General features: G+C 72.9%; 17 protein-coding genes and 3 pseudogenes. 11 read left to right on the forward strand and 9 right to left on the reverse strand.

Annotated elements, in window-relative coordinates; all coding sequences use genetic code 11:
• Positions 1–8: 8 nt before the first annotated feature.
• A complete protein-coding gene (locus ACQP0N_RS15765; protein WP_433121102.1) occupies positions 9–878 on the reverse strand; it encodes an endonuclease/exonuclease/phosphatase family protein in 870 nt (289 codons plus the stop codon).
• 90 nt (positions 879–968) lie between these two features.
• Between ACQP0N_RS15765 and ACQP0N_RS15770 the strand changes: the two genes are divergently transcribed.
• Complete coding sequence (locus ACQP0N_RS15770) at positions 969–1,298, forward strand: NIPSNAP family protein (RefSeq protein ID WP_355053057.1); 330 nt, start codon at positions 969–971, stop codon at positions 1,296–1,298.
• 45 nt (positions 1,299–1,343) lie between these two features.
• Here ACQP0N_RS15770 and ACQP0N_RS15775 read toward each other — a convergent pair whose 3' ends face one another.
• From ACQP0N_RS15775 to ACQP0N_RS15785, 3 genes are all read right to left on the reverse strand, one after another.
• Positions 1,344–2,537 carry an endo-1,4-beta-xylanase gene (locus ACQP0N_RS15775; RefSeq protein ID WP_433121104.1) on the reverse strand — a complete coding sequence of 398 codons (1,194 nt, stop codon included), beginning with the start codon at positions 2,535–2,537 and terminating at the stop codon, positions 1,344–1,346.
• Between the two features lie 302 nt (positions 2,538–2,839).
• Positions 2,840–8,302, reverse strand: a complete 5,463-nt coding sequence (locus ACQP0N_RS15780) for a carboxyl transferase domain-containing protein (RefSeq protein WP_433121107.1) — start codon at positions 8,300–8,302, stop codon at positions 2,840–2,842.
• Positions 8,303–8,662: 360 nt separating this feature from the next.
• Positions 8,663–8,869 (reverse strand): hypothetical protein, encoded by a 207-nt coding sequence (locus ACQP0N_RS15785; RefSeq protein WP_355052696.1) that lies wholly within the window; start codon positions 8,867–8,869, stop codon positions 8,663–8,665.
• Between the two features lie 230 nt (positions 8,870–9,099).
• Here ACQP0N_RS15785 and ACQP0N_RS15790 point away from each other — a divergent pair, with 230 nt between their 5' ends.
• Positions 9,100–9,927: a hypothetical protein gene (locus ACQP0N_RS15790; RefSeq protein ID WP_433121110.1), complete on the forward strand. Its 828-nt coding sequence runs from the start codon at positions 9,100–9,102 to the stop codon at positions 9,925–9,927.
• A 23-nt stretch (positions 9,928–9,950) separates the two neighbouring features.
• On the opposite strand, the gene ACQP0N_RS15795 is transcribed toward ACQP0N_RS15790, so the two are convergent.
• The 5 genes from ACQP0N_RS15795 to ACQP0N_RS15815 all read right to left on the reverse strand — a co-directional run bounded on the left by ACQP0N_RS15795 (position 9,951) and on the right by ACQP0N_RS15815 (position 15,274).
• Positions 9,951–11,156, reverse strand: a complete 1,206-nt coding sequence (locus ACQP0N_RS15795; RefSeq protein ID WP_433121112.1) for a low temperature requirement protein A — start codon at positions 11,154–11,156, stop codon at positions 9,951–9,953.
• Positions 11,157–11,360: 204 nt separating this feature from the next.
• Positions 11,361–12,434 (reverse strand): helix-hairpin-helix domain-containing protein, encoded by a 1,074-nt coding sequence (locus ACQP0N_RS15800; RefSeq protein WP_433121114.1) that lies wholly within the window; start codon positions 12,432–12,434, stop codon positions 11,361–11,363.
• Between the two features lie 238 nt (positions 12,435–12,672).
• Positions 12,673–14,022, reverse strand: a complete 1,350-nt coding sequence (locus tag ACQP0N_RS15805; RefSeq protein WP_433121116.1) for an FAD-dependent oxidoreductase — start codon at positions 14,020–14,022, stop codon at positions 12,673–12,675.
• A gap of 1 nt (position 14,023) precedes the next feature.
• On the reverse strand, positions 14,024–14,371 hold the full coding sequence (locus tag ACQP0N_RS15810) for a TcmI family type II polyketide cyclase (RefSeq protein WP_355052691.1): 348 nt from the start codon (positions 14,369–14,371) through the stop codon (positions 14,024–14,026).
• Between the two features lie 93 nt (positions 14,372–14,464).
• Positions 14,465–15,274, reverse strand: coding sequence for an AfsR/SARP family transcriptional regulator (locus ACQP0N_RS15815; protein WP_433121118.1), 810 nt, complete (start codon positions 15,272–15,274; stop codon positions 14,465–14,467).
• A gap of 433 nt (positions 15,275–15,707) precedes the next feature.
• On the opposite strand from ACQP0N_RS15815, the gene ACQP0N_RS15820 reads away from it, so the two are divergent.
• From ACQP0N_RS15820 to ACQP0N_RS15860, 9 genes and pseudogenes are all read left to right on the forward strand, one after another.
• A complete protein-coding gene (locus ACQP0N_RS15820) occupies positions 15,708–16,046 on the forward strand; it encodes a TcmI family type II polyketide cyclase (protein WP_355052689.1) in 339 nt (112 codons plus the stop codon).
• Positions 16,043–17,800: an acetyl-CoA carboxylase carboxyltransferase subunit alpha gene (locus tag ACQP0N_RS15825; RefSeq protein WP_433121121.1), complete on the forward strand. Its 1,758-nt coding sequence runs from the start codon at positions 16,043–16,045 to the stop codon at positions 17,798–17,800. Before ACQP0N_RS15820 ends, ACQP0N_RS15825 begins: the two co-directional genes overlap by 4 nt.
• Positions 17,797–18,371 (forward strand): annotated as a pseudogene (gene accB, locus ACQP0N_RS15830) (acetyl-CoA carboxylase biotin carboxyl carrier protein). Before ACQP0N_RS15825 ends, accB begins: the two are co-directional and overlap by 4 nt.
• A gap of 14 nt (positions 18,372–18,385) precedes the next feature.
• Positions 18,386–19,815: pseudogene (locus ACQP0N_RS15835) on the forward strand (acetyl-CoA carboxylase biotin carboxylase subunit).
• On the forward strand, positions 19,812–20,642 hold the full coding sequence (locus ACQP0N_RS15840; RefSeq protein WP_433121123.1) for an SRPBCC family protein: 831 nt from the start codon (positions 19,812–19,814) through the stop codon (positions 20,640–20,642). Before ACQP0N_RS15835 ends, ACQP0N_RS15840 begins: the two are co-directional and overlap by 4 nt.
• Complete coding sequence (locus tag ACQP0N_RS15845; RefSeq protein ID WP_433121125.1) at positions 20,635–21,051, forward strand: cupin domain-containing protein; 417 nt, start codon at positions 20,635–20,637, stop codon at positions 21,049–21,051. Before ACQP0N_RS15840 ends, ACQP0N_RS15845 begins: the two co-directional genes overlap by 8 nt.
• Before the next feature lie 42 nt (positions 21,052–21,093).
• The gene (locus ACQP0N_RS15850; RefSeq protein WP_433121127.1) at positions 21,094–22,362 is read left to right on the forward strand and encodes a beta-ketoacyl-[acyl-carrier-protein] synthase family protein; all 1,269 of its coding nucleotides are present in this window, start codon (positions 21,094–21,096) and stop codon (positions 22,360–22,362) included.
• Positions 22,359–23,608: pseudogene (locus tag ACQP0N_RS15855) on the forward strand (beta-ketoacyl synthase N-terminal-like domain-containing protein). The gene ACQP0N_RS15850 and the pseudogene ACQP0N_RS15855 overlap by 4 nt, the downstream one beginning before the upstream one ends.
• On the forward strand, positions 23,605–23,946 hold the full coding sequence (locus ACQP0N_RS15860; RefSeq protein WP_433121129.1) for an antibiotic biosynthesis monooxygenase family protein: 342 nt from the start codon (positions 23,605–23,607) through the stop codon (positions 23,944–23,946). Before ACQP0N_RS15855 ends, ACQP0N_RS15860 begins: the two are co-directional and overlap by 4 nt.
• Positions 23,947–24,028 lie beyond the last annotated feature (82 nt).

Genomic DNA, 24,028 nt, shown 5'->3' on the forward strand with positions numbered 1-24,028 from the left:
GGTCGTCGTCAGCGCCGAGCGCCGTCGACGACGAGGGTGGCCAACAGGGCGGGGTGGTCGGTCGCTCCGCCCATGCCCACCGACCGCGCGCAGCAGAGCGTGACGTCGGCGCTGGTGACGAGGTGCTGCACCGCGCCGTCACCGACGCGGTGGTGACCGGGCGGCACGCAGGACCCCACGTCATCGACGCGCAGGTTGAGGTCGCCGCTCAGCACGGTGCGGGCGTACCCGGTGCGCGGACCGATGGCGGGCAGGATCTCGTCGAGCAGGTCGCCGCACTGGGCGAGCGCGACGGCGTGGCTGGTGGCCGCGAGGTGGGTGGTGCAGGCGTTGAGCGCCCCGTCGACGTGCACGCAGAGCCAGGGTCGCTCCTCGGGGTCCGCGAGGTCCTGCGTCCGGTGGATTCCACTGTGCACGGCGTACCTGCTGCCCGCCCACGGCAGCCGGGTCAGCAGACCGATGCCGTACGCCTGGCCGTTGCGGCACAACGTGTCGGCGCCGCTGGGCCGGTCGCCGGCGCTCTGGAAGGCCGACACGACCTCCGCGCCGCCGTGGGCCCGGGCGAACACCGCCGCGAGCGAGGGTACGTCGTCCTGACAGATCTCGTTGAGAGTGACCAGGTCGGGGCGCTCGGCCCGGACCAGCTCGGCGGCCCGGGCCAGCGACCGGCCGGTGTAGCAGCCGGCGCGTCCGCTGTTGCACAGGTTCATCTGCGCCACGATCAGCGTCGTGGGCGCCGGTGACGCGGGCACGGGTCTGGCGGGCAGCCCGGCGACGGCGACCAGGCAGGCGACGGCGAGGGCCCGACGGATCACCCGGTGCGTACCGAGGGGTCTGCCTCGACGGTGGCTGGTGTTGCCGGGCGGATCTGTGGACATGGGGGCTCCGGCCGGGCGGCGACGATCGTCGCCGAGGTGCCCGCGATCCTACTGCCGGTCGTCCCGGCGAAGGAGCCCTATGGTGGACCGATGATCACCTGCGTCGTGCACTACACCATCGACCCCGCGCAGATCGAGACGTTCGAACAGTTCGCCCGCGCGTGGATGCGGCTCGTGGCCCGGCACGGCGGCGTGCACCACGGCTACTTCCTGCCCGCCGAGGGCGCCAGCGACCGGGCCGAGGCGTTGTTCAGCTTCGACAGCCTCGCGGCGTACGAGCGGTACCGCGCACGGTTCGGCCACGACCCGGAGTTCGTCGCGGCCGACGCCATCCGCGACGAGTCGGGTTGTGTGGTGCGCTACGAGCGGACGTTCATGCGCCCGCTCCTGCCCGATGACGACCTGACAGTGGCCCGCTGACACGGGCCGTGCGGGGAGGGTGGACCCCGCACGACCCGTGCCGGTTCAGCGGTGCGGTCGGGGCGCGACGCGCGGCAGGACGTACGGCGGGCCGGCGAAGATCAGATCCGACTTCAGCTCCTGGTACGCCCGCTTGGGCTGGTAGTTCTCGTCGTAGATGGTGGCCAGGCCCTCCGGCGGGTCGTTGAACCAGTCCGGCACCCATGAGTACTTGTCGCTGAAACCCCAGACGGTGTACGACAGGCAGTCGCGTACGGCGAGGCACGCCTTCATCAGCACGCTGAAGTTGGCGGCCGACGCCTGCAACCGGGGGTTGATCTCCTCGGAGTTACCGGCCTGGACGCCCGCGGTCATCTGGCTACGGACGTCGACCTCGGTGAACGCGGTGGCCAGGCCGAGCGCGGAGAAGCGCTTCAGGGCGGCGGTCACCTGGAGGGTGTCGAAGTTGCCGTACTGGGTGCCCAGGTGGCCCTGTGAGCCGACGCCGTCGATCGGTACGCCCTTGGCGCGCAGGCCCTTGGCCATGTCGTAGACGAACTGCGTCTTGTCGTCGGCCGGGTTGCCCGAACCGAACGCCTCGATGTTGTAGTCGTTGTAGAACAGCAGCGCCTTCGGGTCGGCGGCGCGGGCCCAGCGGAACGCGTCGGCGATGTAGTCCGGACCCAGGTTCTGCGCCCAGAAACCCTTGTAGTGCAGCGTCGACGGGGTGTCCCAGGGGTCGCTGACCGCCTCGTTGACGACGTCCCACTGCCAGATCTTGCCCTGGTAGCGGCTCACGACGGCGGTGATGTGCTTGCGCAGCAACTCGCGCAGCTCCTGCTTGCTGATGGTGCCGTCGGCGACGCCGCTGGTGAGCCAGGCGGGCAGTTGGTTGTGCCAGACCAGCACGTGGCCCCGGACGCTCTGGCGGTTGCGCTGGGCGAACTGGATGAGCTGGTCGGCGGCCGTCCAGTCGTAGGTGCCCCGGGTGGGCTCCAGGCTCTCCCACTTCATCGCGTTCTCGGCGGTGACCGAGGAGAACTCCGAGGCGGCGAGCTGGCGGTAGCGCGGGTCGTTGGCGTCGTTGAGGGCTTCCGCGTTGACCGCGGTGCCGATCTTCAGGCCGTGGCGCTGGCCGAGGGCCGCGAGCGTCTGGGTGGTCGGGTCGTACGGCCGGCTCGCGGTGGCCGGAACCGCGTTCAACGCCGCAGCGGTCGCGACGGCGACGACGCCGGCGCTGATCCACCGTCTTGGCTTCATCTGCCTGCCTCTCGATAATGATCGACAAGTGTCGATCTTTGAAGGAAGGGTGCGGCCCGGGAATGAAAGGGCACGGGGAGTGGCTTCGAAGAACCGGAAACTCGTTCGAAACATTATGGGCGTCGATGGGCCCCGTCAACTCTGAAAACTTCCGGAAAACAGTCGGGTGAGCTGCGCGACTGTGGATAGTCATCGGATGAAAGTTTCGCCGCCGCGCCGAGCCGCAGGGCGGCAACGGCAGTGGGGACGGCACCGACCCGGATGGGTCGGCGCCGTCCCCACTCGGCGGGACCGGCGGCGGATCAGGCGTTCAGCCGTGTCTCGATCGCCTCGATGACGCGCGGACGCAGCTCCGCAGCGCGGATGACGGCGTCCACCGAGCCGACCTCGACGGCCCGCTGGATGTTGTGCACCCGGTCGAACTCGGTAGCCACCTCGCCGAGCTTCTCCGCCCGCACCGAGGAGCGCAGCTCGTCGAGCTCGGCCGTCAGCGCGGCGCGCTCGGTGCCGGACGCGGCGGCGACCCGGGCCTCCAGGGCGCGTACCCGCTCGTCGGCGGCCGTACGGGCGTTGACGTCGGCGGAGAACACCACCGCGGCGGCGGGAGCGCCACCGAGCACCGAGGCGAACGAGCCTTCCAACGCGAGCACCGTCATGCTCGGGTTCAGCGCCTTCGAGAACACCACGAACGCGCCGCCGTGGTACCGCGAGATCACGCAGAACACGATCGGACCCTGGAAGTTGACGATCGCCCGGCCGATCTCCGCGCCGTACTCCAGTTGCAGCTTGCGCATCGACTCGGGCGAGCCGTCGAAGCCCGACAGGTTGGCCAGCACGACCAGCGGTCGGTTGCCGCTGGCCGCGTTGATGGCCCGCGCGGCCTTCTTCGACGAGCGGGGGAAGAGCGTGCCCGCCGTGTAGGTGTCCGGGCCGTCGGTGGGCGGGAACCCCCGACGCGGCACCGACCGGGACTCGATGCCGAGCAGGCACACCGGGATGCCGCCCAGGTGGGCGTCCTGCACGACCGCCGTGTCGGCGTCGGCCATGCCCGCCCACCGCTCCAGCACCGGGCGGTCCTGGTCGGCCAGGGCCCGCAGCACCGTCCGGATGTCGAACGGCTTCTTGCGGTCCGGGTTGGCCTCGGCCGAGAAGATCTCGCCGACCGTGCGGAACGGACTGCCCGCCACGTCGTGCGGGAACTCCGAGATGTCCCGGTCCACCGGGTCGGTGCTGGTCGCCCGCCGCGGGGCGTCCTCGCCGGGCGCGACGTACGTGTGCTCGTAGTGGGCCATCAGCACGTCCCGCGCGGCGGTCAGGTTCGGCGCCCAGTACTGCGCCTGCCCGTTCGGGCCCATCACCCGGTCGTACCCGCCGATGCCGAAGTTGTCCTCGGCGGAGACGCCGCCGGAGAAGTCCAACGACTGCTTGCCGGTGAGCACCATCGCCGAATCCGGGGTCATCACCAGGACACCCTTGGTGTGCATGAGCATCGTGGCCTCGGCGTTCCAGTACGGCTGCGCGCCCACGTTGATGCCCGCGACCACGATGTTGATCTCACCGCCGGCCTGGGTGAACTCGACGATGCGCTTGAGCGCCGCCGCCACCCAGTCCATGTTCTCCGTACCCGAGGTCATCGAGATCCTGGCCCCGGCGGACAGTGCCCACCACTCCACCGGCACCCGCATCCGCTCGGCCAGGTCCAGCGCGGCGATCACCCGCCGGCACTCCGGCTCGGACAGCGCGCCCAACGACTTCGTCGGGTCGCCGAGCAGCACGACCCGGGTCACGCCCTGCGGGTGTCGCTCGGTGGGCGCGGTGACGACACCGGCGACGATCGCGGCGCGGTTGCGCCCCCTCGGCCGGTCCACCGGCACCAGCACGTGCGCGTCGTCGAGGTCGTGCTCGACGAACTCACCGAGCCGACCGGTCAGCTCGTACGGGTACACCGTGTTGCGGCTGCTGGCCCGCAGCACCTTGAGCCGGTACTCGTCGAGCGGCTCGACGGGCTCGGCCGGCGGCTCGCCCACGGTCAGCTCCGCGCCGCCCTGGGCGTCGAACGAGATCCGTACGGCGATCTTGGTCAGCTCGCCGGTGCGACGATCGCGCTGACGCGCGATGAACAGGATCTCCTCCAGGCCGGCGCCCACCGTCGTCGGGCGCACCCGCCCGGCGATCATCTCCATCTCCTCGCGGGTCAGCTCGCTCGGCGGCCACACGTAGACGACGATCCGGTTGGTGGTGAAGCGCGTCTTCGACGGCCGGCGCGACTGGGCCCGGCGGATCGAGTCGAGGCAGGCCGCCACCGCGTCCTCGGCGGTGGGCAGCGCCACCAGCCGGCCGTCCTGCTCACGCAGCTCGGTCAGGTCACGCACCTGGGCGAACGCCACCAGGCGCTCGTCGGCCGGGTTCTCCCGCGCCACGCACTGGAAGAGGTAGACCTCCTCGTCCGACGACGGCAGCCGGGTCAGGTCGAACTTGTGCAGCCGCTCCAACTGCATCCGCTGCGCGATGTACGGGTGCAGACCGCGGATCAGCCGGTCCTCGACCATCCCGGCATCCGACGGGCGGAAGGTGAAGTGGTGGTGCATGACCGCCCCGCCGCGACCCGCGACGGTGGCGGTGAGCCGACGGACCTGCGCCGGCAGCGGATGGGCGGCGAGCACGTCGCGCAGCGCGGCGGCCATCGCGTCGAAGTCCTCCGGCTGGTTCTCCCAGCCGAGGTAGATGTCGGCGTCGACGGAGTCCTCCGCGCCGGCCAGCTCGGCGAGCCCGCGCAGCGCGTCGCCCAGCCCGTCGAAGCGTACGGCCGCGGAGACCACGGTGGAGTCCGTCCGCTCGGCGACCACGAAGGAGCAGTCCGCGACCTCGCGGGTCCGCACCCGGTTGAGCGCCTTGTTGCCGTAGTAGCGGCGGGTGAGCACCTCCAGCATGACCGTGTTGTCGAGGTGGTGCCGCACGAGGCGCTGGCCCAGCAGACGGACCAGCGGCTCGGTGCTGCGGACCATCTCGGCAACGCGCTCGGCGCGGTCGGGCGAGTCCGGGTGGGCGTCCAGGTGTCGCAGGTGGGCCCGTACCTGCGCATAGACGCGGGCACGGTTGCGGCGCAGCAGCGGCTGCGCGAACCAGGCGAACACCACGCCCCGGGCCAGGTCGGCGATGGCGGGGAAGCGGACCTGCGTCGCGGCCACCAGCCGCTCCAACGCCAGACCGGCGGGCTCCCGCAGCGACTCGTCCGGCGGCGTCTCGCGCAGCCACTCGCGCAGCAGCGACGCCACGACGGTGGCGTCGACGGACGCGCGCTGCTGGGCCAGGAAGATCCGGAACACGGCGGCTTCCAGGCCGGGGGAGCGCTCCAGGTCGGTCACGCCGTAGTGGCTGAGCGCCTTGGCGAGCTTCGCCTGGAAGGCATCCGGCAGGCCGGCCCGCTCCACGTCGAGGCTCTGCAGGTAGGTGTGCAGGTACTCCCGGTCGCTGCGCGCGTGCGCGCCGCCGTCCTCGCCGGTCGGCCGGTTGCGGCTCAGCTCGGCCAGGTCGGCGAACGCGTCGATGAGGTCCACCTCGGCGGCCAGCGGCCGGTGCCCGTCCTCGGCCGCCAACCGGCGTACGACGAGATAGTCGTCGAGCACCCGACGGTCGTCGTGCGGGTCGACGTCGAAGCCGAGCAGCAGGCCGCGCAGGTCCTCCTGACCGCGCCGGCTGTGCTCGTACGCCGACAGACCGGCGTCGGCGGCGGGCAGGTCCAGCTCGACGGTGGGGCCGCTCGGAGCGGCCACGGTGTCGGCGGCCTCGTCGGCGACCGGCTCCAGCCGCAGCAGCGGCGCACCGGCCTCCACCTGGCTGCCCACCGAGACGGCGCACTCCTTGAGCCGGGCCCGGAACGGCGCGCGCAGCACCGTCTCCATCTTCATGGCCTCCAGCACCAGCACCGGCGCGCCCGCCTCGACCTCGGCGCCCACCTCCAGCGGGGTGGCGACGACGAGCGCCGGCATGGGGGAGCGCAGGACGCCACCCTCGTCGCGGCTGACCCGGTGCGTCACGCCGTCCACCTCGACGAGGTGGGTCGGGCCGTGGGTGCCCGTCAGCAGGCGGTAGCGGATGCCGTTGACGGCGATCTGACCGGTGTGCCGGTCGAAGCGGTCCAGCTCGACGTCGGCCGTGCGGACGTCGCCGCCCACCTCGATGCCCACGCGGAACCGGTGCGCCCCGATCCGGGCCACGCGCAGCCGGTAGGTGACGCCCCGCAGCTTGAGGTCCAACGGTCGGCCGCTGGCGTGCTGCACCTGCGGACGTCCACCGGCGGCGGTCGACAGCAGCCGCTGCCGCTCGGCGCGCTCCTCTTCCTCGTACGACTCGATCGCGGCGGCGGCCAGGGCGACCGCGGAGTGCCGGTGCGTGACGAGTCGGCCCTCGCCCCGGACCCGGTCGATCCAGCCGGTGTCGGCGCTGGCGTCGATGACCTCCGGCTGGTCGAGCAGGTCGAGCACGAAGCTCTTGTTCGTCGCGCCACCGTCGATGATCACGGTGGTGTCGGCCATCGCCCGCCGCAGCTTGCCCAGCGCCTCGTCCCGGTTCCGTCCGTACGCGATGATCTTCGCGATCATCGAGTCGAAGTCGGCCGGAATGGTGTCGCCCTCGCTGACGCCGGTGTCCACCCGGATGCCCGGCCCGGCGGGCAGATCGAGCCGCGCGATCCGCCCCGGCGACGGCGCGAAGTCGCGGTCGGGGTCCTCGGCGTTGAGCCGGGCCTCGATGGCGTGCCCGCGCTCGACCGGCGGGTCACCCACGAGCCGGCCGCCCGACGCGACGTGCAGCTGCGCCTTGACCAGATCGAATCCGGTGGTCAGCTCGGTGATCGGGTGCTCGACCTGCAGGCGGGTGTTGACCTCCAGGAACGCGAACAGCCGGTCGCCGGGGTGGTAGAGGAACTCGACGGTCGCCGCGCCCCGGTAGCCGACCGCCACGGCGAGCCGCTCCGCCGACGTCTTCAGCTCGGCGGCCTGCGCCTTGTCGAGCACCGGCGAGGCCGACTCCTCGATGACCTTCTGGTTGCGCCGCTGCACCGAGCAGTCCCGCACGCCCAGCGCCCACGCGGTGCCCTGACCGTCGGCGATCACCTGGACCTCGACGTGCCGGGCGCCGGTGACCAGGCGCTCCAGGAACACGATGCCGCTGCCGAACGCCCGCGCCGCCTCCTGGCTGGTGCGCTCGTACGCGTCGGCGAGTTCGGCGTCGCTGGTGACCACGCGGATGCCGCGCCCACCGCCGCCGGCGGTCGCCTTGAGCATCAGCGGGTAGCCGATCTCGGCCGCTGCCGCCGTCGCGGCCTCCAGGGTCTCGACGGCGCCGCGACTCCACGGCGCGACCGGTACGCCGACCTCCTCGGCGATCAGCTTCGCGCCGATCTTGTCGCCGAGCTGGCGCATGGCCTCCGGACTCGGTCCGACGAAGGTGACCCCGATCTTCTCGCACAGCTCCGCGAAGGCGGGATCCTCGGCGACGAAGCCCCAGCCGACCCACGCGGCGTCGGCGCCGGTCTCGGTCAGGGCGCGCTCGAGCGTCGCGAGGTTCAGGTACGGGCGGGCCGACGCGGGCCCGAGGTCGTAGGCGATGTCGGCCTCGCGCACGAAGGTGGCCGTGCGGTCGACGTCGGTGTGGAGGGCGACCGTCTCGATCCGGCTGCCCGTCTCCGCAGCCAGCTCCCGGACCGCGTGGATGAGCCGCATGGCGGCCTCACCACGGTTGACGATGGCGACGCGGTTGAACACCCGACTGACCCCTTTGGTAGACCATCTGTACGTGCCGAGACGTGACGGCTCCCGGCAGTGATCACTTTTCCGGCTCGGAGCGGACGGCGCCATGGTGCAACGGCCGAACCAACCGCCGCTGATTTGTAGAGACCCCACAAAACTTTTTGGCTGTCAGCCGCCGGGTGCCGGATAGATGTCCCCTCTTCGCGATGAACGCCCTGACATCACCTTTCGGCTTCTTCACCCCATTGCGCCCGCCCTGGGTGCTGCCCGCACCCTCACCCGACCGGCCACTCGGCGGACCGACCGACCGGGCGCCCGGGACCGAAAACGGCCCGCGCCCTATCACGGGCGCGGGCCGGGCGAACCACCTTCGTCCTACTTGGACGGCTCGGGCAGCTTGCAGTCGATCTTGGGGTTGGCCCCGATGTAGTTCAACGGTCCGGCCACGATCGTGACCAGGATCGTGCCCGCCTCGGCGCAGTTGGTGTCGTCGCCGCTGTAGTAGCCCCGCTGGCCGGCGGCGACCGCGCCGATCACCAGCCAGATAACGACGATGACTCCGAGTATCGAGGTGCCGCGCATCGCTGCCTCCTGAAGGAATGTGGTGGAGCTGAGGTGCACGCGTTGTACCCAATCGGGTCGCGCCGCTAACGGTGGACGCGTCGCACCCCCGCCGCATCGTCCGTCCGGCCGATGCCGGCATCGGCCGCCCGCACGAGGTCTCCCCGCGCGGCTATCGGATCGCCGACCGACCCGGCCGCCGCGCGGGGCATCGGACGTAGAACTGCCTCACGGCCCGCCGAGGAGGACCCATGGACGTCCCGACACCATCGCTCTACGTCGACCGCCCCGACGACGTCGCGGTCGCCGCCCGCGCGCTCGCCCGAGGCGCGGTCGTCGCGGTGGCGTTCGCCAACGTCTACGCCCTCGTCGCCCGCCCGGACCCGGCCACCGTCCGCCGGGTGAACCTGGCCAAGGGCCGGGCCGTCGACCAGGTCGGCAGCATCACCACCGCGATCGGACGTATCCCGGGGATGTTCGACTGGTCCCGCATCTCGCCCCGGTTGCCGGTCGGCCGGGTACGGGCCCTGATGGACGCCCTCTACGGTGCCGGACCGTTCGGCTTCCGGGGTCCGGCCGCCGAGCGGCTGCCCGACCACCTCACCCAGGTCGACTGCGGACTGCGGACCGCCCAGGTCATCGCTCCCGGCCTCACCTGCCCGTCCAACATGTTCTTCGAGCGGGCGCTCGCCGAGGCCGGCACCGACCACCTCTACATCACGTCGGCGAACCGGTCCCGGCACCACACCGGCGCCGCCGACGAGCCGGCCCACTGGAAGGCCGGCGCGCTCGCCGCCGACTTCGCCCACCTGCGCGACCTGGTGGTGCTCGCCCACCCGGACGAGGCGGTGGCCCGCGCCGTCTACCCGGGCTACCTCACCACCTCGGTGACCCTGCTCTCCTTCCACGCGCCGGTCGGCGAGTTGGAGGAGCCGCCGGTGCTGACCGTGGACCGGCACGGTTCGCTGCACGTCGACGACGTACGCCGGGCGGCCGTTCCACTGGGTCTCCAGGTGCGCCTCGGCAACACCGCCGGGCAGCGGCTACAGGCCCGGGGGTACGCGGGCGCGCTGGTGTGACCACCCGCCGGCCGGCGGCCGGTTCAGTGCGGCGGCGCGGGGGACTCCGGCGGCTTGCCACGGCTGCGGCGGTGGTCCGCGTAGGCGACCCCGGCCAGCACCAGCATCGCGCCGAACGAGGCGGCCAGCGGTGGCAGGTACATCACCACGGGCGCGATCGTCAGCAACGCGAGGAGCCCACCGGGGCGGGACGGCGACACCCGACTGAACACCTCGTACTCGAACGAGGACCGGCCGACCAGGAACAGCGCCGGGCCGCCGAGGATCACCGCCACCCAGGCCGGCGGCGTACGTCCCGGGTGGTCGTGCAGCACCAGGTCGAACCCGGAGGCCGTGGTCACCACCCCGGCGATCATCAGCAGGTGGGTGTACGGGGCGGTGAACAGGAACTTGGCCGGCGCGCCGGAGATCTTGATGGCCGCCGGCAACAGCTGGCCGGACTTGTGGACGTAGATCCGCCAGAGCAGCAGGGTGGTCCCGAACGCCACCGCGAACGAGGCGATGTTCTGGGCCTCGGTGTGCGCCAGGTTGAACATGGTGCCGATGGTCAGGATGGCGTCGCCGAGCGCGATGATGAAGAACTGCTGGTACCGCTCGGACAGGTGCTCGGCCGTGACGTTGCGCTGCGGCTCCGGCACCACCCCCAGGCCCGGCACCGGGTACGCGAGCCGGAAGCCGGTGTAGTCGATGGCCAGCGCGATGGCCCAGCACGCCATCCGGGCGTCACCGGCGACGAACGCGCCGATGATCCAGGGGATCGCCGACACGACGAACCAGGTGAAGATGCGCAACGCCCGGCGTTGGGTCTGTGGTTGGCGGCGCACGGCCGGCATCAGGAACAGACCGCGCCCCAGGTGGATGGCCACGTACGTGCCGGCGAAGACGATGCCGCGCGCGTTGAACGCCTCCGGGATCGCGGTGGTCATCAGCAGCGCGCCGAACATGACCGAGGCGATCAGCAGCTTGATCTCGGTCCGTTCCGGGTCGTACAGGTCGGTGACGAGGGTGGTGATCGCCCACGTCCACCAGACGGCGGCCAGCAGGATCAACGCCTGTCCGGCGCGGTGCCAGTCGAGCTGGTCGACCATGCCGCGCGAGATGAGCGCGAGCGCGACCACGAACACCAGGTCGAAGAAGAGTTCGAGCAGAGTCACTCGGCGGGGGGAATCCGGGTCGCGTACCGGTGGTCGCGTCCTGCCCGGCCCGGGCTCCGGCGCGGAGAACTGCACGCTCGCTCCTGCGGTGCCGGTCGACTCGGCGGACCGTCCGGCCCACCTCGACCGACGCTAGCCAGCGGCCCACCCCGTCACCTCGGGATTCGTCCCACCGTCCCCCGACCGGGCGTCGGTCGACCCGCGTCCCGACCTCCGGACACTCGGAACGAGCGAACCCCCGGACGTCCGCGCGGACGTCCGGGGGTTCACGGTGGTACGTCAGCCCTGGTCGCCGCCGGGCAGGACGGCGCTCGCCGCGTCACCGGCGCCGGCCAGCACCCGAGCCTGCTGGGGCCAGGTGGCCAGCGCGGGCGCGGCGCGCAGGCCGGCGGTCCGGATCAGGTCGCGCAGCGCCGGCTCGTCCAGCTCGCCGAGCTGGCGGTAGGTGCGCACTCCGGCCGCCTGCAACGCGGCCGCCATCTTCGGACCCACACCCTGGATCCGACGGAAGTCGTCCGCCGGGCCCGTCGGGTCGGTGTCCGCCGTGGCCGCCGGGATCGGCGCGGCGTCGGCCGCGCGGACCGGCGGCGTGGCCCGCGCCGGCTCGGCCTCGTCGACGTCCGCCGTCGGCAGGCCGGCCGCGACCGCCGGGGTCGTGTCGGCCGGCGTCGTCCCGGTGTACGCGCTCTCGGCGGAAACGGCGTCGGCCTGCTCGTCCGGCGCGGCCGGGACGGTCTCGGCCGGTGTGGCGTCACTGGCGGTCGGCGTGGCGTCGACCGGCTCGACCGGCGTGGTGTCGACCGGCGTGGTGTCGACCGGCTCTGCCGGCGTGGTGTCGATCGGCTCGACCGGCGTGGTGTCGACCGGCTCTGCGGCGGTGGGCTCGTCCGACGGAGTGTCGGTGCGGTCGTCCAGCGGCTGGCGCGGGGCGATCACCGTCGCCGGGGCGGGCTGCTCGTCGACCGTGCCCGGCTCGTCGACCGCGTCGGTCCGGTCGTCGGCCGGAACGGCCGGCGGGGCTTCGGTGAGGGCCATGTCGCCGGGGTCGACGGCGTCCGGCGCGGAATCGTCCGACGTGGTGACGGCGGCCGGCGCGCTGACGGTGTCGACCGGGGTCGGCTCGTCCGCGACCGCCGCGGGCGGGGAGTCGATGCTCGCCGCCGGCCGGGCCTCGTCGGTCGTGGCCGGTGGCTCCGGGCTGGTGACCACGGCCAGGCCGGCGACGGGATCACCGTCCACAATGGGCCGTGCGGTGGCCCCCGCGCCCTGCCGGCCGCGCAGCAACCATCCGGCGGCCAGGCCCAGCAACACCGCCACGACCACTATCAGCGAGTGTCCGATAGACCACTCCACGGCGAACCTCCTTCTCACCTCGTCGAGAAAGTCACGAGAAAAACTCGCCGCAGCTTCGCACACGCGATCGGACGACGACAGACAGGACCGGTCGTACGGCCCGCGTCGACGTCCACCACCTCGCGGGGTGCCGGACGGGTGACGCAGCGTCGCGCCCACCAGCGCCGACGTCGCGGCCGGCACGAGGCGACCCGGGTACGACGCTCGCACGTCGTACCCGGGTCGGTGGGTGCCGCGGTCAGTCCTCGTCGCCCTCGTAGGTGTGGAAGTCGTCGACGAAACGGCGTCGCAGAGGCGGCACCCGACTGGTCACTCCGAAGTAGCCGCGCGCGCCGAGCAGGGCGAGACGGCCCACCACCGGGCGGTACATCCGGTCCTCGCCGTTGGTGCCGCTGCGGTTCAGCGATTCGGCGACCCGGGCGAAGCCGTACGGCACCATGGTGGCTTCGTAGTCCGCCACGGCCTGCACGAGCGTCTTGTCCCCGGCGGCGGCGCCGGTGAGCTGCTGGCACAGCAGGCGGGCGTCGCGTAGCGCGGTGTTCGCCCCCACCCCGCGCCCCGGGGTCATCGTGTGGATGGCGTCCCCGAGCAGGGTGACGGTGCTGCTCTTCCAGGGTGGCGTCGGCTCGGACGTGCTCACCCTGATCGGCAGGACACTGCCCGGATCGCTGATCCGCAACAGTTCCCGCAGGTCCGGGTGCCAGTTCGGGGTCAGGTCCAGCGCGACCCGCTTCAGGTCCTCGCCCCGGCGTTCCAGGACGTCGGACGGGAACCGACGGGCGGTGCTCCAGATGATGAGGTTGATGTAGTCGGCGCTGGTGTGCTCGGACAGGCCGGACCAGGCCCGCAGCAGGGCCGCGTCGTCGTCGCCGACGCCGGGCTTGATCGTCCGGTTCGCGTCCCACTTGAACTCCATCACGTGCAGCACGCCCATCGTGCCGCCGGCGCCGAAGATCAGCGAGATGCCCTTGGCGACGCGCTCGGGTACGAGACCGCGGGTCTGCGCGGTCAGCGGGATGCGGGTGGCGATGTTGATCGTCCCGGCGTCCCGGATGACCGCGTGCGGCAGGTACTGGCGGCGTACCGCCGAGTGCGTGCCGTCCGCCGCCACCAGCAGGTCGCCGGTGGCGGTGGTCCCGTCGGCGAAGTGGGCGGTGACCGTGCCGTCGTCGTGCTGCTCGTACCGGACGAAGGTCTTGTCGAAGTGCACCACGTCGGCCAGGCCGGTCAACAGCACCTGGCGCAGGACCATCCGGGCCACCGAGTGTTCCGTCCGTACGGGATCGACGGTCGGGCGCAGCTCGAACGACGCGGTCTCGCGCAGCCCCTGCGTGACGACGTTGAAGTAGCTCGGCGGCCGCGCGCAGGTAGCCAGGAACGTGGCGAACAGTTGGGGTGGCAGGCAGTCGCGCAGTGCCCGGCTGCCGGTGGGACCGATGCCCACGCGGTATCCGAGCAGCCCTTCTCCGCTGTGTCGGTGCCGCTCGTAGACGGCGACGCTGATGCCGGCGCGGCGCAGCCCGTGCGCCAGGCACAGGCCGCCGGTGCCGGCGCCGATGACCAGGACGTGCGGTCCGGTGGTGGACATGTCAGCCGGCCGGGTGGGGCGCCGCCACGTCGGCCGCGTCCCAGCGGTAGAAGCACTCGGCGATGGCGTCCTTCGGGGAGCGCCAGGTCGACAGGTACGGCGAGGTGTGCGCGGCGAGCCTTTCGTTGACCTGCTGGAACAGCGGATGGTTACGGGCGGCGGCGAGGGCACCCGGATTGACGTCCGAGGTCTCGATGAGGTGCACGAACACGTCGTGCAGGCCGTACAGGGACCGGTGCGTGACGCCGGTGAGGCCGGGCAGTTCGGTGGCGTCGGACTCGGCGAAGATCTGGGCGACCCGCCCCTCCGCGCCCGGGATGATCCGGCTGACGATCAGTAGACGACTCATGGGACCCCTTCCGCCGGTGGCCGATCCCGACCCGCAGGCCGGTGGTCACGTGCTCGATGCGGTCACCGTGCCGCAGGCCGTGTCACGTCACCGTCACGTGCGCCGACCGGCCGGTGACGGTCGTATGGCGGTGTCCCGGCCGACGGCGGGGCGGGTGGCCGCCCGGATCGGGGCGAGCGTGTCGTCGAGCAGGGCGCTCATCGCCGGGCTGGGTTCGAGGCGCAGCTCGCGGCGCAGCAGGTCCCGGTAGACGTAGAAGGCGTGCACGGCTTCGAAGGCGTTGCCCTCGGCGAGGTGGATGCGGACCACCAGCCGGTGCGGTGTCTCGCGCAGCGGTTCGGCGGCCATCGCCTCCAACGCGGCCTCCAACGCCTCGCCGTGCCGCCCCGCGGCGAGGTGCTGGGCGGACACCTGCTCCAGCATGTGCAGACGCAGTTGCCGCAGCCGTTCCCGGTCCAGCAACACCCAGTCGTCGTACCAGCCGGGCAGCAGGTCGTGCCGGCCGGCGACGAGCGCCCCGGCGGTGGTCCGCGGGTCGTCGCCGTTGCGGACACGCTCGGCCGTCCCGACGAGGTCGTCCACGTCGAGACGGACGGCCGGGGACAGCCGGACGGTGTCGCCGGCCACCACCATCGGGCAGCACGGGTCCTGCCGCAGCCGCCACAGCGCGGTCCGCAGCGACGACAGCGCCCGCTCCTCCGACACGTCGGGCCAGAGCAGCCCGGCGAGCTGGCTGCGGGTGGCGCCGGGGCGCAGCCCGATCAGGGCGATCACCCGTTGCAGTCCGCGCGGCACCACGATGTGCGCGGTGGCGTGCAGGAGGCGGAAGCCACCGAGCAGGTGCAGCGAGAGGTCGCCCTCGCCGGGACCTTCGGCGGTCGGCACGGACGGATCAGCGGCCACGGCGGCACCCCCTGTGGAACGCTCGTCCCGACTGTCTGCTGTGTCCCGGATCGGCTGCCCGCGTCGCCACCGTCGGCTCCGTCGATGGAATCCGACCACGGCTGTCCAGGCGCGGCGCCACCCGCCGGGGCCGCCGGGCTGACCACCGTGAAGATTATCAATTACGGTCACGTTGAGTCAACGCCCGCGTTGGCCCTATCTCGCCCATGAAATCGCTTCTGAACTGCAAAAACGTCGATCCTTCGAGCCGTGCCGCACAAGGGACGCATAGCTCATGCACAGGTTGCGTCAACGCAGCGTCACCGTTGGGCGTCGCCGGTCGATCCGTCGCGGTGACGCCGCCGTGACGACGACTGCCGCATCGTGGCGGCAGTCGTCCAGCGCGTCCGAGCCTCATTCGGCCGACCCGGACGCTGTGGGGGGAGGCCCAGCCATGGACCGATCGCTGATCATCGCGAAGGTCGTACCGACCGCGCAGGCGCAGGTCGCCGAAATCTTCGCCGAGTCGGACGCGACCGAGCTGCCGCGCCTGGTCGGCGTCCGGCACCGCGCGCTGTACCGGCTGCACGACCTCTACGTGCACCTGCTCGAGACCGAGCAGCCGGCGCAGCCCGCAGTGGAGGCCGCCCGGGGCCACCCCGAGTTCATCCGGGTCAGCGACCGGCTCCGGCCGTACGTCTCGCCGTACCTGCCGACCTGGCGCTCCCCCCGCGACGCGATGGCGCGCTGCTTCTACCGGTTCGACGCCCCGGACGCCGGAGGGCGCTCGTGACCGCCGCCGCGGGGCAGGAGGAGCAACTCTGGTCCCGGTGCGCCGGCTGCGCGAGCCTGCTCTACCGCAAGCGGCTGCGTCGCAACCTGGACGTCTGCCCGGAGTGCGGGGAGCACTCGCGACTCGGCGCGCCGGAGCGGCTGCGGCAACTCGTCGACCCGGGCTCGCTGCGCCTGCTGCCCGACCGGATACCCGAGGCGGACCCGCTGAACTTCGTCGACGTGCTCCCGTACCCGCACCGGCTCACCGCCGCGCGGGCCGCCACCGGCCTGCCCGAGGCTGTCCTCTGCGGCACCGCCACCATCGGCGGGCACCCGGCCGCCCTGGCGGTGATGGACTTCCGCTTTCTCGGCGGCAGCCTCGGCGCCGCGGTGGGCGAGCTGATCACCCGCACCGCCGAACGGGCGCTCGACGACCGGGTGCCGCTCATCCTGGTCACCGCGTCCGGCGGCGCACGGATGCAGGAGGGCGCCCTGTCGCTGATGCAGATGGCCACGGTCAGCCAGGCGATCGCCGCCCTGCGCGAGGCGGGCCTGCTCACCGTCAGCGTGCTCACCGACCCGACCTACGGCGGTGTGGCGGCGTCCTTCGCCACCAACACCGACCTGGTGCTCGCCGAGAGCGGCGCCCGGATGGGCTTCGCCGGTCCGCGGGTGATCCGTCAGATCACCGGTCGGGCCCTGCCGGAGGGGTTCCAGACCGCCGACTTCCTCCTGCGGCACGGGCAGGTCGACATGGTGGTGCAGCGCCGGTCGCTACGCGGTCGGCTGGCGGCGCTGCTGGCCGCGGCCCGCACCGGCCGTCCGGCGCGGGCGTCCGTACCCCGTCAGGAGCCGGCGCGACACCACGAGCGTCTGGCGGACGCGGTCCCGCCGGCGGTGGCCGACGGGCAGCGACCGCCCACGGCGGCGGCCGACGACGGCACGCAGCCGGCGGTACGTGACGCGTGGGACACCGTGCGCACGGCCCGCCATCCCGGCCGACCCACCACCATGGACTACCTGGACTCGGTCTTCGACGGGTTCGTCGAGTTGCACGGCGACCGGCTCGGCGGGGACTGCCCGGCCATCGTGGGCGGGATCGCCCGGCTGGCCGGGCGGCACGTGATGGTGATCGGCCACCAGAAGGGGCACACCACCGCCGACCTGGTCGCCCGCAACTTCGGCATGGCCAGCCCGGCCGGGCACCGCAAGGCGTTGCGGCTGATGCGTCTCGCCGCGCGACTCGGCCTGCCGGTGGTCACCCTCGTCGACACGCCCGGCGCGGACCCGGGGATCAGCGCCGAGGAGCAGGGGCAGGCGGCGGCGATCGCGGAGAACATCCTCACCCTCACCGTGCTGCCGACGCCCGTCGTCACGGTGATCACCGGCGAGGGCGGCAGCGGCGGCGCGCTGGCCCTCGGCGTCGCCGACCGGGTGCTGATGCTCCAACACGCCGTCTACTCGGTGATCAGCCCGGAGGGCTGCGCCGCCATCCTCTGGCCGGACCGCTCCGCCGCCCCGCAGGCGGCCCGCGCGCTGCGGCTGACCGCGCCCGACCTGTGTCGCCTCGGCGTCGTCGACGAGATCGTCCCCGAGCCGGCGACGGCGGCCCACGACGACCCGGCCGAGACCGCCCGGCGGCTGCGCGCCGCCCTGCTGGCCAATCTGGTGCCGCTGCTGGACGTGCCGCCCGCGATGCTGGTCCGCCTGCGACGGCAGCGCTTCCGTCGGTTCGGCGGCACCCGCGCCGGCACCCAGGCGGGTGCCCGATGACGGCCGGCGCGACGATGTCCACCGCCGACGGCCCGAACGGCCGGGCGGACGTCGACGGGCGCCTCCCGGCGGACGGGCTCGACGCGGACGGCGAGGAGGTGCTGGCCGGGCTACGCCGACAGGCCCAGCACCTGCTCGCCGAGCTGGCCGGGCCGGTACGTCGGATCCGGCTGCGCAGCGGGGCGACCGTGCTCGAGATCGAGTGGCATCCGGACGAGCCGGCCGGCGGCTCGGTCGTACCTCCGGCTCTGCCGGCGACGGCCGCCACGCCGCCGCCGAGCGCGGCCGCGCCCGGTTCGCCGGCCGCGCTGATCCGCCCCCGGTTCCTGGCCGCGCCGCGATCCGGGCGCCGATCGTCGGCACGTTCTACCGCGCGCCGGAGCCGGGCGCGCGGCCGTTCGTCGCGGTCGGCGACCTGGTCCGCCCCGGTCAGCCGGTGGCGATCGTCGAGGCCATGAAGTTGATGAACGAGGTGAGCGCCGACCGGGCCGGCCGGGTGGTCGCGATCCTCGTCGAGGACGGTCAGCCGGTGGAGTACGACCAGCCACTGGTCGAGCTGGATCCGGCCTGACGGCGGGGATGGCCATGTTCGAGACCGTCCTGATCGCCAACCGGGGCGAGATCGCCCTGCGGGTGCTGCGGGCCTGCCGGGAACTCGGCGTCCGTACCGCGGTGGTCTACTCCGCCGCCGACGCGGACTCCGCGGCCGTCCGCCTCGCCGACCAGGCCGTCCGGATCGGACCGGCGTCCAGTCGGCGCAGCTATCTCAACGCCGCCGCGATCGTGGAGGCTGCCCGCCAGGTCGGCGCGCAGGCCGTCCACCCCGGGTACGGGTTCCTCTCCGAGGACGCCGACTTCGCCGAGATCTGCGCGGACAACGGCCTGACGTTCATCGGCCCACCGCCGGCGGTGATGGCGGCGCTGGCCGACAAGTCCTCGGCCCGGGCCCTGATGAGTGGGGCCGGACTGCCGCTGCCGGCGGGCAGCGTCGCGCCGGTGGCCACCGCCGCGGCGGCGGCCGAGGTCGCCGACGCCGTCGGCTACCCGGTGATCGTCAAGGCCGCCGCCGGGGGCGGCGGCCGGGGATGACCGTGGTGCGCCGTCCGGCCGAGCTGGCCCGGGCGTACGCGCGGACGCGGGCCGCCGCGCAGGCCGCCTTCGGCGACGACCGGGTGTACGTCGAGCGTTACCTCACCGAGGCCCGGCACGTCGAGGTGCAGGTGCTCTGCGACGCCCACGGCAACGGCGTGCACCTGGGCACCCGGGACTGCTCGGTGCAGCGCCGGCACCAGAAACTCGTCGAGGAGGCCCCCGCACCCGCGTTGTCCGCCGCGACGCTCGACTCCATCGCCGAGACCGCGCTGCGGGGCGCGCTGGAGGTGGGCTTCGTCGGCGCCGGCACGCTGGAGTTCCTGGTCGACGCCGAGGAACGCTTCCACTTCCTGGAGATCAACTGTCGGATCCAGGTGGAGCACCCGGTCACCGAGATGGTCACCGGGATCGACCTGGTGCACGAGCAGCTGCACATCGCGGCCGGCGTGCCGCTGCGGTGGCGGCAGGAGGAGATACAACTGCGCGGCGTCTCCGTGGAGTGCCGCGTGAACACCGAGGACCCGTCACGCGGCTTCGCCCCCACCCCCGGACGGCTCGAGCGGTTCACCCCGCCGGGCGGCCCGTTCACCCGGGTGGACACCCACGCCCGCGCCGGCTACCTGGTCGGCCCCTGGTACGACTCCCTGCTGGCCAAGGTCGTGGTCTGGGCGCCCGACCGGGAGTCGGCGCTCAACCGGCTGGAACGCGCCCTGTACGAGTTCGACATCGCCGGTCCGGGTGTGCACACCACCATCCCGTTCGTCCGGCGGGTGCTCGACGACGCCGGGTTCCGCAAGGGCCGCTACACCACCGGCCTCGTCGACCGCCTGCTCGCCGCGCCCGCGTCGCGGCCGGCGGCCACCCCCACACCCCGCGCCGCGCCCGCCGCGGAGCCCGACGTAACCCACAGGAGGACCCGATGACCGTCACTCATGGTCGCCCGATGACCGCCGAGATCACCGACATCCTGGTGGCGCACTGCGGCCTGGACGCCGAGGCCGCGGCCCGCACGCCCGCCGCGTCGCTGGAGGAACTCGGCATGGACTCGCTCGCCCTGCTGGAACTCTCGGCGGTCGTCGCCGACCGGTGGCAGGTGAGCATCCCCGAGGAGGCCGGGCAACTGAGCATCGCGGCGGTGGCCGACCTGGTCGCCCGCCGTAGCGACCCGCCCGGGCACACCGAGAACACCGTGGTCATCGACGCGCCGCTCGCGCTGGTCTGGGACGTCACCAACGACGTGGCGAACTGGACCGAGCTGTTCACCGAGTACGCCGTGGTGGAGATCCTGCACCGCGACGGGCTCACCGTACGGTTCCGGCTCACCATGTACCCGGACGAGAACGGGGTGGCGTGGAGCTGGGTCAGCGAGCGTACGGCCGACCCGGTGAGCCGTCAGGTACGGGCGCACCGGGTGGAGACCGGGCCGTTCGAGTACATGCGGATCCACTGGCGCTACGCCGAGGAGACCGGCGGCACCCGGATGACCTGGACGCAGGACTTCGCCATGAAGCCGACCGCGCCCGTCGACAACGCCGCCATGACCGAGCGGATCAACACCAACAGCGTCATCCAACTCGCGGTGATCAAGGATCGGGTGGAGCGGATCGCCCGGGACCGTGCCGGCCAGAGCGGCCCGCTCGGCGGCTCGGTTCCGGCGCAGGCCGGACCCGTCGACGGCGACGCCTCGGCGCAGGTCGGTTCCGCCTCGGCGCAGGCCGGTTCCGCCGCGGGGGAGGCCGGCGATGAGTGATCTGGGCACCCGTCTCATAGCGGTGTCGGACGTGACGGCGGACCGGCGACGCGGCGGTGAGTTGCGGGTGCTGTTGGGCCCCCGCACCGTCGGCAGCACCTCCGGCTTCCTCGGGGTGGCGACCCTCGCGCCCGGCGAGCGGATCGCCGAGCACTACCACCCCTACAGCGAGGAGTTCCTGTACGTGGCTCGCGGCACGATCACCGTGGACCTGGACGACCAGCCCACGCAGGTGGCCACCGGCGAGGCGCTGTTCGTACCGGTCAACGTGCGGCACCGGCTGCGCAACACCGGCACCGAGCCGGCCGAGGTGGTCTTCCACCTGGGCCCGCTGGCCCCGCGCCCGGAGCTGGGGCACGTCGACACCGAACTCGTCGAACAGGGGGTGGGTCGTGAGCGCGAGGAGTGAGCCGGGTTTGCGAGCCCCGCAGTCGCGAACAGAGGTGGCGCGGTGACCGGGCGGCGCACGGTGGTGACCGGGGTGGGCGTCGTCGCCCCCGGCGGCGCCAGCCGGGACCGGTTCTGGAAGACCATCACCGAGGGGCGTACGGCCACGCGGCGGATCAGCTTCTTCGACCCGTCGCCGTTCCGCTCGCAGATCGCCGCCGAGTGTGACTTCGACCCGGTCGCCGCCGGGCTCACCGACGCCGAGCGGCGTCGCGCCGACCGCTACGTGCAGTTCGCGCTGGCCTGCTCCACCGAGGCCATCGCCGACGCCGGCCTGGTGCTCGACGACGCCGAGCGGGACCGCGCCGGGGTGGTGCTCGGCACCGCCGTGGGCGGCACGATGGCCCTGGAAGAGGAGTACGTCCGGGTCAGCGAGCACGGTCGGCGGTGGCTGGTCGACGCGGCGCTCGGCGGCCCGTACCTGTACCAGGCGCTGGTGCCCAGCAGCCTGGCCGCCGACGTGGCCTGCCGGCACGGCCTGCACGGCCCCGCGCAGGTCGTCTCCACCGGCTGCACGTCCGGTATCGACGCCATCGGCTACGCCCACCAGATGATCGTGGACGGCGAGGCGGACATCGTGCTGGCCGGCGCGGCCGACTCGCCGATCTCACCGGTCACCGTCGCCTCGTTCGACGCGATCAAGGCGACCAGTCCCGACAACGACGACCCGGCGCACGCCTCCCGCCCGTTCGACGCCGACCGGCACGGATTCGTGCTGGCCGAGGGCGCGGCCGTGCTGGTGCTCGAGGAGGCCGAGCACGCCCGACGGCGGGGCGCCCACGTCTACTGCGAGGTCGCCGGCTACGCCAGCCGCAGCAACGGATTCCACATGACCGGGCTGCGCCCCGACGGGCTGGAGATGGGCCTCGCCGTCAGCGACGCGCTGCGACAGGGCCGGATCAACCCCGAACAGGTCTCCTACATCAGCGCGCACGGCTCGGGCACCCGGCAGAACGACCGGCACGAGACGGCCGCGTTCAAGCGGGCGCTGGGCGAGGCCGCGTACCGGGTGCCGATCAGCTCCATCAAGTCGATGGTCGGGCACTCGCTCGGGGCGATCGGGTCGATCGAGATGGCCGCCTGCGCTCTCGCGATCGAGTTCGGGGTGGTGCCGCCGACGGCCAACTGGAGCACCCGCGACCCCGAGTGCGACCTGGACTACGTACCCAACGAGGCGCGGGAGGTGCCGGTGAACGTGGCGCTGTCGGTGGGCAGCGGGTTCGGTGGCTTCCAGTCGGCGATGGTGTTCCGCCGACTTCCGGCGGCGGCGTGAGCACCGCCCGGGCGGTCGTCACCGGCATCGGTGTGGTCGCGCCCAGCGGCGTCGGCGCGGACGCGCACTGGCGTACCGTCCTGGCCGGCACCCGGCGCACCGGGCCGATCACGCTCTTCGACCCGGCCGGCTACCCCACCCGCCTGGGCGGCGAGGTGCCCGACTTCGCGGCCGAGTCCTACGCCGAGAGCCGGCAACTGGTGCAGACCGACCGATGGACACACCTCGGCTTCGCCGCCACCCGCCTCGCGCTGGCCGACGCCGGGCTGCCCGAGCGGGCGCCCGACCCGTACGGCTACGCGGTGGCCCTGGCCAGCTCCTCCGGGGGCAACCTGTTCGGGCAGCGGGAACTGCAACGGCTCTGGGGTGGGCCGTCGCGCACCGTCGGCGCGTACCAGTCGATCGCCTGGTTCTACGCGGCGAGCGTCGGACAGCTCTCCATCCACCACCAGTTCAAGGGGCCGAGCGGGGTGCTGGTCGCGGAGGCGGCCGGCGGGCTGGACAGCCTCGCGCACGCCGCCCGCGCGGTGCGCCGGGGGACGCCCGTGGTGATCGCCGGGGCGACCGAGTGTCCACTGAGCCCGTACGCCCTGGCCTGCCAGTTGCGCTCCGGGCTGCTCAGCGACGTCGCCGACCCGGAGCGGGCGTACCGGCCGTTCGACGCGACGGCCAGCGGCTACCTCCCGGCCGAGGGCGGCGCGGTCTTCGTGGTGGAGGAGTTGGGACACGCGCTGGCCCGGGGCGCCCGGATCTACGGCGAGGTCAGCGGCTGGGGGCCACCCACGACGCCGCGCACACCACGGCCGACAGCGCCGGCGACCCGATCCAGTACGCGCGGGCGATGCGGCTGGCCCTCGACCGGGCGGGCGTCGCGTCGAGCGGAATCGACGTGGTGCTGCCCGACGCCCTCGGCGTACCCCGCTACGACCGCAGCGAGGCCGCGGCGCTGCGCGCCGTGTTCGCCGACCGGCCGCCCCCGGTCACCACCCAGAAGCCGCTGACCGGCCGGGCCCACCAGGGCGGCTCGGCACTGGACGTGGCCACCGCCCTGCTCGCGTTCGCGCACGACACGCTGCCCGCCTCAGCCGGCCCCGACGAGGTCGCCGACGGGTGCGAGCTGGACTTCCTGCGCGAGCATCGCCGACCGCGTAGCCGGCTGGCGCTGGTCTGCGCGCGGGGCTTCGACGGATTCAACAGCGCGCTGGTCCTGCGGGGCGCCGCGCCGACGGAAGGAGAGACGCCGTGAGCGAACAGCGGGCCCGAGTGGTCTTCCTGGTCCGAGTGCCGGCGCCGCGCACGGAGAAGTTTCTGGCCGCGTACGAGCAGATCCGGCACCTGGTCGCCGACGGCGTGCCGGGGCACCTGGTGGACCAGGTGTGCCGCTCGTCGACCGACCAGGAGCAGTGGCTCATCACCAGCGAGTGGGCGAGCCTCGCCGACTTCGAGGCGTGGGAGCGCACCGAGGAGCACCGCGACCTGGTGCGGCCGATGCGGGAGTGCTTCACCGACGCCCGTTCACTGCGCTTCCACATCCATGCCCAGACCCCGGACGAGGCCCGCCTCGCGGCCGCCACCGGGCTTTGATCCACTCCAGATCGCCGAGGTGGGGGTATCCGGAGCGGGTGGATGCCCCCACCCCGGCGACCTGCTGTCGATCAACTCGACC

Source organism: Micromonospora sp. CA-246542, from assembly GCF_050942905.1.
In the GTDB taxonomy this organism is placed as follows: Bacteria; Actinomycetota; Actinomycetes; order Mycobacteriales; family Micromonosporaceae; genus Micromonospora.